Origin of the sequence: Microbacterium sp. LWH7-1.2, from assembly GCF_038397755.1 — a bacterium.
Lineage (GTDB): Bacteria > Actinomycetota > Actinomycetes > Actinomycetales > Microbacteriaceae > Microbacterium.
On record NZ_CP151637.1, the window covers coordinates 2,641,692 to 2,655,742 of the forward strand.

Sequence of the window (14,051 nt, forward strand, 5' to 3'; positions counted from 1 at the left end):
TGAGGGCCCCGAGTGCTTTCGCACGGCGAGGGGCTGTGAAACGGGGTAGGGGGGATGATTTGAGTTTTTCAGTGTGGGGAGATGTCACGAGTCAGTCTTGTCCTTGTTGCGAGTGTTCGGTCGGGATCCGCGACGACCCCCATCGGCGCGACGTCCCTAACGATCTGGTCACGTTAGCCGCAAAGCAATTCCCCGTCCTAATCGAGGGCGGGTATATTAGACGATTCTCAGGAAGCAGGTGATGCGCGACACGGCATGACACCTGACATCTCCGCCCCTTGTCGCTAGCATTGCCTCGTCGGCCCGGGACCCGAACCAGGCCGGGTCTGTCTGCTGGGGACGACCATGCGAATGCTCCGTAGAGATGTCGGCGGCATGCCGCTGTGGGCGATCGCGCTTGTCGCCGTCGCGGGCATCGTGATCGCCGTCTTCCTGGGCAGCGCTTCGGCGGCGGACGGGAAAGCCCCCCGGTACACCCCTCCGAGCGATGCCACCGCGCCGACGATTCCCACCCCCATGCCGCTCGCCGTCTTCATCGGCGACTCGTACACCCAGGGCGTCGGCGGCGGCGGCGTGCAGTGGCCGGCCCTGATCGGGGACGCGCATGGGTGGGACGTCGAGAATCTGGGCTTGGGTGGCACGGGGTACGTCCGGACCTCCGACGTCAACGGCTGCGGTCGAGCGTACTGCGGGAGCTATGGGGAAGCGATCGACGAGATCGTCGGCTCACCGACGTACATCGTCGTGTCCGGAGGCCGCAACGACTTCGGGCTGCCGACGGCCGACATCGCGGCGGCCGCCGACGCGGCGTTCGGCGAGCTCCGCACCCGCTACCCGCAGGCCCAGATCTTCGCGATCACTCCGTGGTTCGACGACGACCCGCCACCGTCGGACCCCGCCGAGTTCACGCAGGCGATCCAGACGGCGGCGCTGAATCACGATGTCACCTTCCTCGATGCCGGCCAGCCGCTCTTCGGGAGACCTGACCTCGTCGCCGAGGACGGTCTGCACCCCAACGCAGCCGGCTACCAGGCCATCGCGGCCGCCGTCGCCGCGGTGCTCGACCCTCAGCTGCAGCAATAGGCGGCCGATCTTGGACAGCACCCGCCCGCACCGTCGCGACGATACCCCTCTGTCCGAGCGGTCGGGACTGCTGTAAGGTGCCGCCAACAGACCCGGTGTGTGGGACACCGAGGGATTCACATGGGGGAATCATGGCTGTACGCATCGGCTACGCCGCCGGGGCTTTCGACCTGTTTCACGTCGGACACCTCAACATCCTTCGACACGCCAAGGAGAACTGCGACTTCCTGATCGCCGGCGTCGTCAGTGACGAGATGCTCCGCCTCACGAAACACGTCGAGCCCGTCATCCCGACGGCGGAGCGCGTCGAGATCGTCCGGAGCATCACCTACGTGGACGATGTCCACATCGAGGACGTCCCCGACAAGCTCGAGACTTGGCGGCAGCTCCATTTCACGCACTTCTTCAAAGGCGACGACTGGCGCGGCACAGAGAAGGGGGCGCGACTCGAGCGGGAGTTCGCGGCGGTGGGCGTCGAGGTCGTCTACTTCCCCTACACCGTGCACACGTCCAGCAGCGCCCTGCGGCACGCGCTCGAAGTGATGGCCGTGTCGCACCCGCGCGATGAAGCGCTCACCGAGGGCCTCATCGCGAACGCCTGAGCGGCGGGCCGGTAGGCCCGTGGAGAACGGATGCCGCGGGGCGAGGCATCCGCGGGTCTAAAGCTCGCCGGGCTGCATGGCCTCGTGGTCGAGTTCCTCGACGAACCGGCGGGCGGGGCTGACCTCGGCACCGGCCTTGCGCGGCGCGTAGACCACGAGCGAGTGGAAGAGGAAGCGCAGGAAGAACGCGACGACGAGCGTGATCGCCGTCGCGACGACCGCCGAGATGTGTCCGGTCGAGACCATCACCGCGACGATCGGGATGCGGATCACGGCCTCGGCGTTGTTGAAGGTGAACGACTTCGCGAAGCGCAGCCAGACGCCGGAGGCGCTCTCGCGCATGTCCTGGAAGACGAAGCGCTCCTGCAGCAGGAAGTTGCCGATGATCGTGACCTCGGCGGCGACGATGGCGGCCACGATGTAGTCCACGCCCCAGTGGGTGAGCGCCCAGACGATCGCGACGTTGGCGACGGCGCCGAGGCCGCCGATCACGGCGAACAGGGACATCTTCCCGAAGCGCAGCGCGGTCAGCTGCGTGAGGAAATGCAGCCCCTGCCTCACCGACGCCTTCGATTCGCCCCCATGGCGATCGGCGAAGTCGAACGGGATCTCGGCCACGCGCAGGGGACGGCGCGCGAGGATCTCGAGCAGGATCTTGAAACCGCGCGGCCGCAGCTGCTCGGAGTCGATCGTGCGCCGGTCGATGAGGAAGAACCCGGTCATCGGGTCGGAGACGTCCTTCAGCCGGATGGGGAACATCGCGCGCGTCACCGCGGTCGACCCCTTCGACACCATCACACGGGTGCGGTCGGCGAGCCCGCCGGCGGTGCCGCCGCCGGCGTAGCGCGAGGCGATCACGAGATCCACGTCGCCGCGCGAGAAGCGGTGCCAGAGCTCCGGGATCTCTTCGGGCGGATGCTGCAGATCGGCGTCCATGACGAGACAGGCGTCCGCCTCGGCCGCCGCGAAGCCCTCCATCACGGCTCCGCCGAGCCCGCCGACGGGACGATCGCGATGGATCAGCCGGACCGGCAGAGACGCGGATGCCGCGACGTCCCGGATCACGGCGGGGGTGGCGTCCGTGCTGTCGTCGACGAAGATGATCTCGGCGTCGAGGCGGTCCTGCACCGCGGCCGTGACACGGCGGACGAGCTCCGCGATGTTGGGAGCCTCGTTGTATGTCGGAACCACGATCGACAACTGCATCGCTGGCCATCCTCCCACGCGGGGACGCCACGTCCCATCGGGGTTCAGTGGACGCAGGGGAGACCCTCGGTCAACGCACGGTGCGTGCCCCGACGTCGTGCACGGCGCCCACCCAGGATCCATCCCTGAGAATGGAATGGTGACTTCCCCCGCGTCCTCCCCCTCCTCCCTCACGATGTTCGGCGCCGACTGGTGCCGCGACTGCATCCGCACCAAGAAGCAGCTCGACGAGCTCGGCATCTCGTACACCTACGTCGACCTCGTCGCCGACCCCGCCGCCGCGGACGTCGCCCGCGACATCTCGGGCCGCACCAACATCCCGGTCGTCGTGTACCCGGATGCCTCGCACCACGTCGAACCGTCGAACGCCGACGTCGAGGCAAAGCTGCGCGAACTCTCCCTCATCTGAGGCCGGTGCCCCCGCTCGTCGAGCGAGCCTGCACCTCCGCTCGTTGAGCGAGCCTGCACCTCCGCTCGTTGAGCGAGCCTGCGCCTCCGCTCGTTGAGCGAGCCTGCACCTCGGCTAGTTGAGCGAGCCTGCACCTCCGCTCGTTGAGCGAGCCTGCGCCTCCGCTCGTTGAGCGAGCCTGCGAGTCGAAACGCCTCGGGACTCCCGCGACACCCTGACGCCGCGGCATCCGTCCGAATTAGGCTGAGGCCGTGAGCGTCGAACGCAATACCCGGGCGATCGAGGGATCCGTCGTCACCGACTTCGAGGACCGCATGAGCTACGGCGGCTACCTCGATCTCGCGACCCTGCTGTCGGCCCAGCGACCGCTCAGCGACCCTGAGCACCACGACGAGCTGCTGTTCATCGTGCAGCACCAGACCACGGAGCTGTGGCTGAAGCTCGTGCTGCACGAGCTCGGCGCCGCCTGCCGGCTGCTGCGCGAGGACCAGCTGGCGCCCGCACTCAAGTGCATCGCGCGCGTCAAGCACATCCAGAAGACCCTCACCGAGCAATGGTCGGTGCTCGCGACCCTCACCCCCGCCGAGTACGGGCAGTTCCGGGGCGTGCTGGGCAACGCCAGCGGCTTCCAGTCCGCGCAGTACCGCGCCGTCGAGTTCACCCTCGGCAACAAGAACGCGGCGATGCTGCGGGTGTTCGCCTCGGATGCCGCCGCCCACGCGCTCGTCGGGGCGGCGCTCGAGGCGCCGAGCCTCTACGACGAATTCCTCCGGATGCTCGCCCGCTCGGGCTATCCGATCCCCGCCGAGGTGCTCGAGCGCGATGTCACGCAGGCGTGGATCTACACGCCGGAGCTGGTGCCGGTGTTCACCGAGATCTATCGCGACCCCGAGGCCCACTGGGCGGCCTACGAGACGTGTGAGGAACTCGTCGACCTCGAGGACAACTTCCAGCTGTGGCGCTTCCGCCATCTCAAGACGGTCGAGCGCATCATCGGCTTCAAGACCGGCACCGGCGGCTCGAGCGGCGTGCCGTTCCTGCAGCGGGCGCTCGATCTCACGTTCTTCCCCGAGCTGTACGCCGTGCGGACGGAGCTGTGATGCCGCACGATCCCGACGCCCTGCGCGAGCTCCTCGGCCCGGGTGCCGCGCTCTGCCATCGCGCCATGACCGGCGAGCACGGCGTCTCGCTTCCCCCGTTCACCGACCACCACGTGCACCTGCACCTCATCGATGAGAGCGCGCTGGCTGCGGGCGGCATCGCCGGTGTGGTCGATCTCGGCGGCGATCCTGTGGCGCTGGCCCGGCGCGAGGACCACGGCATTCCGCGCGTGGCATATGCCGGCGCGTTCCTCACCGCCGTCGGCGGATACCCGGTCGGGCGTCCGTGGGCGCCCGCCGAGATCGTCCGCGAGATCGCCGACACGTCGACCCACCCCGGCGTCGCCGGCGGCGCGGCCACGGCGGTCGACGAGCAGGCGTCGTTCGGGGCATCCGTCATCAAGGCCTCCCTCAACAGCGACGCGGGACCGGTGCTCGACGCGGCGGGGCTGGCCGCGATCGTCGAGGTCGCGCGCGAGCGCGGGCTGCCGGTCGTCGCGCATGCCGAGGGCGACGGGATGCCGCAGCTCGCCCTCGACGCGGGGGTCGACGGCTTCGCCCACACCCCGTTCACAGACTTCGTCGGTCGCACCTTCACCGCGCACGCGGTCAAAGCCGGCCAGGTGTGGATCTCGACGCTCGCGATCCACGAGGACGACGAGGAGGCGGCCGAGTTCGCCCGCGTGAACCTCGCGGGCTTCGCCGCCGCAGGCGGGCGGGTGCTCTACGGCACGGACCTCGGCAACGGCGAGCAGCCGGTGGGTGTCAACCCCGACGAGGTCGCCGCGCTCGACCGTGCGGGCATCCGCGGTGCGGGGCTCATCGCGGCGCTGGCCGATCCATGGCCGTTGGCCGACCCGCCCTCGGGCGTCTCGACGTTCATTCCGGGGCCGCCGCCGACCGGGCTCGACGAGGTCGCCGAGTGGCTGCGCGGCGCGACCGTGGTACCCAGCGAGGAGCTGATCCATGACGACCACTGACCCTGCCGAGTCTGTGGCGACCGAGCCGCTCGAGGACGCGGCATCCGTTCTCGACCAGAGCGACCCGCTGCGCCGTCACCGCGGCGCGTTCGTCGGAGCCGAGACGTCGCTCGTCTACTTCGACGGGAACTCGCTGGGCCGTCCGCTGCGCGCGAGCGTCGAGCGGCTCGCCGCCTTCGCCCGCGACGAGTGGGGCGGGCGCCTCATCCGGGGCTGGGACGAGTCGTGGATGCAGCTGCCCTTCGACATCGGCGACGCCGTGGGCCGCGCGGCGATCGGCGCGGCGCCCGGGCAGACCGTCATCGGCGACTCGACGACCGTGCTGCTGTACAAGCTGCTGCGGGCGGCGTTCGACGCCGCCGTCACCGCGGATCCGGCGCGCGTCGAGATCGTCGTGGACCGCGACAACTTCCCCACCGACCGCTACCTCGTCGAAGGCATCGCCGCCGAGCGGGGCGGGCGCGTGCGCTGGATCGACGTGGATCTCGCGGGCGGGGTCTCCGCCCCGGCGCTGCGCGAGGCCGTGGGACCCGAGACCGCAGTCGTTCTGCTGTCGCACGTCGCGTACCGGTCGGGATATCTGACGGATGCTGCGACCCTCACCCGGATCGCGCACGACGCCGGCGCGCTCATCGTGTGGGACCTCTGCCACTCAGCCGGCTCGGTGCCGGTCGAGGCCGACGCGTGGGACTTCGACCTCGCGGTCGGCTGCACCTACAAGTACCTCAACGGCGGGCCCGGCTCGCCGGCGTTCGCGTACGTCGCGTCGCGATTGCAGGATCGGCTGGCACAGCCCATCCAGGGGTGGATGGGCTCGGCGGACGTCTTCGCCATGGGCCCGTCGTACCGGCCGGCCGACGGCATGCGGCGCTTCCTGTCGGGCACGCCGCCGATCGTCGGCATGATCGCGATGCAGGACACACTCGCCCTGCTCGAGGAGGTCGGGATCGAGGCGGTGCGCGCCAAGTCGGTCGCGCTCACCGAGTTCGCCGTCCGCGTGGCCGACGAACTCCTCGCCCCGCTCGGGGTCGCGGTGGCTTCGCCCCGCGATCCCGCCGAGCGGGGCGGCCACGTGACGCTGTCGCATCCGTCGATGCGCGCGGTCACCGCGCGGCTGTGGACGCAGGACGTCATCCCCGACTACCGCGACCCCGGCGGTCTCCGCATCGGGCTCTCCCCGCTCTCGACGTCGTTCACCGAGACGCTGGAGGGGCTGCGGGCGGTCGAGACCGCTCTCCGCGCGGAGTCCTGACGCCTTCGTCGGACGAGACGCCACGCGGACCTGACCATCGCGCGCACTCGACGCGTTTCGACTTCGGGCGCTAGAGCGCCCTACGCTCAACGACCGGTGGATCTCCCCGCTCGTTGAGCGAGCGAGGGACGAGCGAGTCGAAACGCCCCGGACCGACGAGCAACCCGCAACCCGATCCAACGCCGTCGTCGTCCACAGGCGACCAGCGCGGGCGGGCGCTGACCTACACTGGCGCGATGAGCAATGACGCTCCGCCGGCGACGGGGGTTCCGGCATCCGTCTCCTTCGCCCGGCTCTCCCGCGGCACCATCGCGCGTTACGCGACGGGGTCGCTCGGCACGGGCGGGTTCGCGACGCTGCCCGGACTGGTGCTGACCTACTACCTCACGGACTCGCTCGGTGTGGCGGCGCTCGCGGCCGGCGCCGTCATCACGGTCGCGAAGGTGTGGGACGTCGTCATCGATCCGGTCATCGGCGCGCTCACCGACCGCGACCTCGCCCGCCATGGCAGCCGCCGGCGCCTGATGCTGATCGGAGCGCTCGGGCTGCCGGTGCTGTTCGCGCTGACGTTCGCGGTGCCCCCGTCGCTCGGGCCGGTGGTCGCGGGCATCTGGGTGCTTCTCACGTTCACCATGACGGCGACGGCGTTCAGCCTCTTCCAGGTGCCGTACATCGCGCTTCCCGCCGAGCTCACGCCGCGCTACGACGAACGCACGCGCCTGCTGACCTGGCGCGTGGTCGTGCTGACCCTCGCGATCCTGCTGTTCGGCGCCGGTGGTCCGGCGCTCCGCCGGCTGTCCGACGACCCGTTCGTCCAGTACCTCGTGATGGGCGCGGTCTGCGGCGTCGTGATCGGTATCGGGATGCTGGTTGCCACGGGCGTCGCCGGGCGCGCAGCATCCGTCCCCCCGCCGCCGATCCGCGAGAGTACAGCTGGTGGACGAGAGGTAGGGAACGAACCGACATCTCGGCGACCGGCTGTACTCTCGCGGCAGGGGCAGGCTGCGGATGCCGCGGCCGCGGGGATCCGGGAGCACTTCGCGGACGGAATCGCAGCGCTCAGGCGCAGCCGGCCGTTCCGGATGCTTCTGGCGACCTTCGTCCTGCAGGCCCTCGCGACGGGGCTCATGCTCGCGGGGGCGCAGTACGTCGCGACGTGGGTGCTGCACTCGCAGGCCGCGGTCGAGCTGCTGTTCGTCGCGCTCATCGCGCCGGCGCTGCTCGCCGCGCCGGCGTGGGGCGTGGTCGCGCGGCGGATCGGCAAGGAGCGCACCTTCACGATCGCGAGCGTCGTGTTCGCGATCGCGGCGCTGTCGATCCTCGGCATGCTGTGGGTGCCGGGCGACTGGATCTACGTGCCGGTCGGTGTCGCCGGCATCGCGTACGCGGGCATGCAGTCCCTGCCGATGGCGATGCTGCCCGACGTGATCTCGCACGACGAGCGCACCCACGGTCCGGGGCGGGCAGGGTCGTTCAGCGGCGTGTGGACCGCCGGCGAGACGGTGGGCTTCGCGCTCGGGGCGACGACGCTGGCGGTGATCCTGGCGATCACGGGCTACGTCTCGTCGACGGGAACACAGGTCGTGCAACAGCCGGATGCCGCGATCACGGGCATCGTCGTGAGCTTCAGCCTCGCGCCGGCGGTGCTCATCGCCCTGAGCCTGGTCACCCTCGCCCGGTACCCGCTGCGTCGCGCCGACATCGACCACGACTGACGGCGGAACGGCGCCCGGCGTGTCACCCACGGCCTCCGATTCCGTGCACCCCACCTTGACATCGGGTCGCACGAACGCTGACATCGAGTGCCGGGCGGGGTGACATAGGATGCCCCGAGACACACTCGTCCGAGCCGGGTTCCGGGACGCGAGTTCGAAGGAGAGCAGCATGGCACCCACGTCGTCGCCCTCGGCGAAGGCCGCCGCGAAGCCACGCGCGAAGAAGTCCGCTTCCCACGACGCGGCGCCTGCCCTCCCCGCCGACGAACGCTCGGCCCTCGACGCCGACATCGATCGGCTCGAAGCCGGCGCGAAGGTGTGGGTCGCGCTCACCCTCGACCAGCGGGCGCGCCTGCTCGGCCGCCTCCGCGACGCGGTCGGCGCCGTGGCCGAGGAGTGGGTGGACGCCGCGACGATGTCGAAGGGCCTGACGCCTGGGCATCCGTTGTCGGGAGAGGAATGGCTCGGCGGACCCTATGCCGTCATCGGACTGCTCGACGCGCTGCGCGAGACGCTCGAGGCGCTCGCGAACGGCCGGAGCCCCCTCGACGGCGTCACGCTCGACGAGGCACCGGGCGGGCGTCTGCGGGCGCGCACCTTCCCTCTCAACGGCACCGAGAAGTTCCTGTTGTCGGGCTTCACCGGCGAGGTGTGGTTCGAGCCGGGGGTCTCCGCGGTCGAGGCGACGCGCGCGGCGGGCCTGGCCCAGCTGACGCCGACCCGGTCCGGCGGTGTCGGCCTCGTGCTGGGTGCGGGAAACGTCACCTCGATCCCCGTCGCCGATGTGCTGTACGAGCTGTTCGCGCACAACCGCGTCGCGCTCCTCAAGGTCAACCCGACGCAGGACGCCCTCGTCCCGGTGTTCGAGCGCGCGCTCGCCCCGCTGATCGAACCCGGCTTCGCGCGCATCGTGCGCGGTGGTGCCGCGACCGGCGCGTACCTCACGTCGCACCCGCGCTTCGCCCACGTGCACATCACGGGCTCGGCGGTCACGTTCGACGCGATCGTGTGGGGAACGGGAACGGATGCTGCGACCGCACGCGAGTCCGGAACCCCGAAGCTTCAGGTGCCCATCACCGCGGAGCTCGGCGGCGTCTCGCCGATCATCGTGGTGCCGGGCCGCTGGACGGCAGCGGACCTGAAGTACCAGGCCGAGCATGTCGCGACGATGCGCCTCGTGAACGCCGGACACAACTGCATCGCGGGCCAGGTCGTGATCGTGAGCTCCGACTGGCCCCAGCGCGAGGAGTTCCTGCGTGAACTGCACGCCGCGTACGCCGCCGCCCCTGGGCGCCCGGTCTGGTATCCCCGGGCCGACGAGCGGCTGGAGGCCGCAGCATCCGCCTATCCTGACGCCGTCTGGAGTGCCGACCGCACACGCGCGATCGTCGAGGTCGGCGCGGGTGAGGGCGCCGACCCCGTCGAGACGATCGAGTACTTCGCACCCATTCTCGGGGTCGTCGAGGTAGGCGGCACCGGTCAGGAGTTCCTCGACCGGGCGGTGGCCCACGCCAACGACAAGCTCACCGGCACGCTCGGCGCGAACGTCATCATCGACCCGGTCACCGAGCGGGCGCTCGGCGACGGGTTCGAGCGCGCGATGGCCGACCTCCGCTTCGGCGACATCGCGATCAACACGTGGACGGCCTTCAACTTCCTCACGGCGCGCCTCACGTGGGGCGGCTTCCCGGGGGCGACCCTCGCCGACGTGTCGAGCGGCATCGGCGTCGTGCACAACGCGCTGCTGCTCGACCGCGTCGAGCGGTCGGTCGCGCGCGGCCCGTTCCGTCCCTTCCCGCGGTCGGTCGGCAAGGGCGGCGTGTTCACGATCCTGCCGACGCCGCCGTGGTTCCTGAGCTCGCGCACCGGCGCCGAGGTCAGCGCCGGACTGACGAAGTACCTCATCGACGGCAAGCTGCCCGGGCTCGTGAAGACGCTGACGAAGGCCATGCAGGCGTGACCGCCGAGTTCGGCGGCGATGGCCTCGAGGCCGACTACGTCGTCGTCGGCGCGGGCTCGGCGGGTGCGGCACTTGCGGCGCGACTGAGCGAAGACGCGAACGTCTCGGTGCTGCTGCTCGAGGCGGGTGGGCCCGACAAGGCGCTCGAACTGCACGTGCCGGCCGCCTTCTCGAAGCTGTTCCGCGGCGCGTACGACTGGAACTACGACACCGTGCCGCAGCCGCGCCTCGAAGGCCGCACGGTCTACTGGCCGCGCGGCAAGACGCTGGGCGGGTCGTCGTCGCTCAACGCCCTGATGTGGATTCGCGGCTTCGCCGCCGATTACGACGAGTGGGCGGATGCTGCGGGCCCGACCTGGTCGTGGGACGCCCTGGTCCCCTACTTCCGGCGGGTGGAGCGCACGTCCGACCCGGTCGACCCGACGCAGGGCGTCCACGGCCCGCAGTCGGTCGAGCACCAGCGGGACCCCCGGCCGCACACCGCCGCGTTCCTGGCGGCGGCGCGGGAGGCGGGGCATCCGCTGACTCCGCCGAATCTGCCGACGGGACAGGGATTCTCGCAGACGATGGTGAGTCAGCGCCGCGGTGCCCGTGCCTCGACCGCTGATGCGTACCTGCGGCCGGCGAAGAAGCGGCGCAACCTGCGCGTCCTGACCCAGGCGCTCGCCCGGCGCGTGACGTTCGCCGTCGACAGCGAAGGGTCGCAGCCCCGCGCGACCGGCGTGTACGTCGAGATCGACGGAATCACCCGTCATGTGCGGGCGCGTCGCGAGGTCGTGCTGTCGGGAGGGGCCGTCAACACCCCGCAGCTGCTCATGTTGAGCGGCATCGGCCCGGCGGACCACCTCGCTGAACGCGGCATCGAGGTCGTGGTCGATGCGCCCGGCGTCGGCGCCAACCTGCAGGACCACCTCGTCGCCGGACTCGCTCCTGCGGCGCACGGCGGCACGCTCTACGACGCGACGAAGCCCGCCGAGCTGGTCAAGTACCTGGCCACGCGCAAGGGGATGCTGACGTCCAACGCGGCCGAGGCGTACGGGTTCGTACGCACCTCCGTCGCCGATGCCGTCGGCGTGCCCGAGGGTCTCCCCGACATCGAGATCATCTTCGTGCCCGGTCCCTACATCGGCGAGGGCCTCGTTCCGATGCCCGCGCACGGTCTCACGGTCGCCGCGATCCTGCTCCGGCCCCTCAGCCGTGGCACGATCCGTCTCGCGTCATCGAACCCCGCCGAGGCGCCGCTCATCGACCCCGCCTACCTCTCCGACGCCGACGACGTCGACGCCGCGACGCTGCGCGCCGGCATCGCCGAGTGCGAGCGCCTCATCGACACCGAGGCACTGCAGGCGATCACGACCGGCGGGTGGGTGGTCCCCGAGCACGGCGAGCGCATGACGCCGGCCGAACGCGCCGAGCTGTCGCTCCGCCGCTACTCTCACACGCTCTACCACCCCGTCGGCACGGCACGGATGGGAACGGATGCCGCATCCGTCGTCGACCCCGACCTCCGCGTGCGCGGGGTCAGCGGCCTGCGCGTGGCCGACGCATCCGTCATGCCCACGGTCATCCGCGGCCACACGAACGCCCCCGCGATCGTGATCGGCGAGGTCGCCGCCGATCTCATCCTCGGCCGCCGCGTCTGACCCTTTCTCGAGGTCGGGCCTGCCGCGCCTACTGTTCCTGCGAGCCCGGCTCGCAGCATCCGTCCGCGCCACCGCCCCCTTCCACGGGGTTTGGGGCGCATGCCGTACGTTCGGGGCGCACGCCGCGCGCCCCGTACGTGCGCGACGCGCCCCAACCTGTGCACACAGGCGAAACCCCTCCGCCCTGGGTGAGGGCGGAGGGGGTTCGTGGTCGAGCTGGGGGGTCAGCGGCCGCCGCGGCGGTTGGTGCCGTTGGGGCGGACCACCGAGCCGACCATGAGCTTGCCGGTGCCGCCGGACGAGGCGCGACGGCCCGGGGTGCGGGGGTTGCCGGCGGGCTGGGCCGAACGCGAGTGGCCCGCGCTCTGGTCGTGGCGCTGGTGCGAGGCCTTGTCGTGCGTGGTGGCGGCGTCGCGGCGCTGACCGCCCGCAGCCTGCTGCCGGCCGGCGCCCTGGGCGGAGCCGCCCTGGGCCGAGCCGCGACGGCGACGGCCGCCGCCGGAGCGGCCGGCGGTGGCGGCATCCGTCTCGCGCGCCTCGCGCGCGGCGCGCTTGCGCTGCGCGTTCGCACCCTGGCTGGTGCCGCGCGGGGTCTCGGCGACCGGGACGGGCTTCACGTACGGGGCGACCTGGCCGACGAGCTCGACGACCTCAGGCGAGGTCCCGGTGACGGCGACCGGCTCGACCGAGATGGCGGCCTTGCGCAGCAGCTGCGAGACGTCGCGCTTCTGCTCGGGGAGGACGAGCGTGACCACGGCACCCTCCGCGCCCGCGCGCGCCGTGCGGCCCGAGCGGTGCAGGTACGCCTTGTGCTCCATCGGCGGGTCGACGTGGATGACGAGCTCGACGTCGTCGACGTGAACGCCGCGGGCCGCGACATCCGTCGCCACGAGCACCTTGACGGCGCCCGACGAGAACTCCGCGAGGTTGCGGTCGCGGGCGGCCTGCGACAGGTTGCCGTGCAGGTCGACGGCAGGGATGCCCTGGCCGGTGAGCTGCTTGGCGAGCTTCTTGGCCTGGTGCTTGGTGCGCATGAACAGGATGCGGCGACCTGTTCCCGACGCGAGGGCCTTGACGACGTCCTTCTTGGCGTCGGCGTCGGCGAGCGTGAAGACGTGGTGCGTCATCGCGGCGACAGGCGAGTGCGCCTCGTCGACGGAGTGCAGCACCTCGTTCTGCAGGAAGCGGTTCACGAGCTTGTCGACCCCGTTGTCGAGGGTCGCGCTGAAGAGCAGGCGCTGGCCACCGGACGGCGTCGCGTTGAGGATGCGCGTGACGCCCGGCAGGAAGCCGAGGTCGGCCATGTGGTCGGCCTCGTCGATGACGGTGATCTCCACGGCGTCGAGGTGCACGAAGCCCTGCTTCATGAGGTCCTCGAGGCGGCCCGGGCACGCCACGACGATGTCGACGCCGGCGTTGAGGGCGTTCACCTGACGGTTCTGGTTCACGCCGCCGAAGATCGTCGTGGTGGTGAGGCCGTAGGCCTTCGCGAGGGGAGCGAGGGTCGCATCGATCTGGGTCGCGAGCTCGCGCGTCGGCGCGAGCACGAGGCCGAGGGGACGGCCCTTGCGGCGGTTTCCGCCGGCGAGCTTGCCCCCGAGGCGCGCTGCCATCGGGATCGAGAAGGCGAGGGTCTTGCCCGAGCCGGTCTTGCCACGGCCCAGCACGTCGCGGCCGGCGAGCGTATCGGGAAGCGTGTCGACCTGGATCGGGAACGCGGTGGTCTTGCCGCTCGCGGCGAGCACGTCGACAAGGGGCTGCGGCACGCCGAGCGCGCCGAAGGAGGTTTCGGTCATGAGGGGTGTTCTCCGGGCACGCGAGTGCCCTGTCGGTGGCCGGGGCGTATCTCGCCCGCGGGTCGCCGTACGAAAGATGTCAGCGCGGTTCTTCGGATCGGGGTCCGGATGCCGGCGAGGGAAGCGTTCTACGACGCGAGAAGCGCACGAAGCGCTGCAAGGATTCCCACCCTACCAGGGGACGGCTGGGCGTTCCCCCGGCGGTGAGCGAGGTGTGCGCCGCGCTCAGGCGTTTCGACTCGCAAGCTCGCTCAACGACCGGGAACAAGGTTCCGCGCCCTGGGTCAGAGGTCGGCGGTGTCCTT

11 protein-coding genes are annotated in these 14,051 nt (G+C 70.9%); 9 read left to right on the forward strand and 2 right to left on the reverse strand.

The window, feature by feature from the left end:
• Positions 1 to 351 precede the first annotated feature (351 nt).
• Positions 352 to 1,083 carry an SGNH/GDSL hydrolase family protein gene (locus tag MRBLWH7_RS12265; RefSeq protein ID WP_341994841.1) on the forward strand — a complete coding sequence of 244 codons (732 nt, stop codon included), beginning with the start codon at positions 352 to 354 and terminating at the stop codon, positions 1,081 to 1,083.
• Between the two features lie 131 nt (positions 1,084 to 1,214).
• Positions 1,215 to 1,685: an adenylyltransferase/cytidyltransferase family protein gene (locus MRBLWH7_RS12270; RefSeq protein WP_341994843.1), complete on the forward strand. Its 471-nt coding sequence runs from the start codon at positions 1,215 to 1,217 to the stop codon at positions 1,683 to 1,685.
• Positions 1,686 to 1,742: 57 nt separating this feature from the next.
• On the opposite strand, the gene MRBLWH7_RS12275 is transcribed toward MRBLWH7_RS12270, so the two are convergent.
• A complete protein-coding gene (locus MRBLWH7_RS12275; protein ID WP_341994844.1) occupies positions 1,743 to 2,891 on the reverse strand; it encodes a glycosyltransferase in 1,149 nt (382 codons plus the stop codon).
• 136 nt (positions 2,892 to 3,027) lie between these two features.
• On the opposite strand from MRBLWH7_RS12275, the gene MRBLWH7_RS12280 reads away from it, so the two are divergent.
• From MRBLWH7_RS12280 to MRBLWH7_RS12310, 7 genes are all read left to right on the forward strand, one after another.
• Positions 3,028 to 3,300: a glutaredoxin domain-containing protein gene (locus tag MRBLWH7_RS12280; RefSeq protein WP_341994846.1), complete on the forward strand. Its 273-nt coding sequence runs from the start codon at positions 3,028 to 3,030 to the stop codon at positions 3,298 to 3,300.
• Between the two features lie 251 nt (positions 3,301 to 3,551).
• A complete protein-coding gene (kynA, locus tag MRBLWH7_RS12285) occupies positions 3,552 to 4,400 on the forward strand; it encodes a tryptophan 2,3-dioxygenase (protein WP_341994848.1) in 849 nt (282 codons plus the stop codon).
• Positions 4,400 to 5,380, forward strand: coding sequence for a hypothetical protein (locus tag MRBLWH7_RS12290; RefSeq protein WP_341994850.1), 981 nt, complete (start codon positions 4,400 to 4,402; stop codon positions 5,378 to 5,380). Before kynA ends, MRBLWH7_RS12290 begins: the two co-directional genes overlap by 1 nt.
• On the forward strand, positions 5,367 to 6,632 hold the full coding sequence (locus MRBLWH7_RS12295) for an aminotransferase class V-fold PLP-dependent enzyme (RefSeq protein WP_341994852.1): 1,266 nt from the start codon (positions 5,367 to 5,369) through the stop codon (positions 6,630 to 6,632). Before MRBLWH7_RS12290 ends, MRBLWH7_RS12295 begins: the two co-directional genes overlap by 14 nt.
• Before the next feature lie 236 nt (positions 6,633 to 6,868).
• Positions 6,869 to 8,347 (forward strand): MFS transporter, encoded by a 1,479-nt coding sequence (locus tag MRBLWH7_RS12300; protein ID WP_341994855.1) that lies wholly within the window; start codon positions 6,869 to 6,871, stop codon positions 8,345 to 8,347.
• A 169-nt stretch (positions 8,348 to 8,516) separates the two neighbouring features.
• The gene (locus MRBLWH7_RS12305) at positions 8,517 to 10,307 is read left to right on the forward strand and encodes an aldehyde dehydrogenase family protein (RefSeq protein WP_341994856.1); all 1,791 of its coding nucleotides are present in this window, start codon (positions 8,517 to 8,519) and stop codon (positions 10,305 to 10,307) included.
• Positions 10,304 to 11,950 (forward strand): GMC family oxidoreductase N-terminal domain-containing protein, encoded by a 1,647-nt coding sequence (locus tag MRBLWH7_RS12310; protein WP_341994858.1) that lies wholly within the window; start codon positions 10,304 to 10,306, stop codon positions 11,948 to 11,950. The genes MRBLWH7_RS12305 and MRBLWH7_RS12310 overlap by 4 nt, the downstream gene beginning before the upstream one ends.
• Before the next feature lie 224 nt (positions 11,951 to 12,174).
• Here the strand turns inward: MRBLWH7_RS12310 and MRBLWH7_RS12315 are convergent, their stop codons facing one another.
• A complete protein-coding gene (locus tag MRBLWH7_RS12315) occupies positions 12,175 to 13,746 on the reverse strand; it encodes a DEAD/DEAH box helicase (protein WP_341994860.1) in 1,572 nt (523 codons plus the stop codon).
• Positions 13,747 to 14,051: the final 305 nt, after the last annotated feature.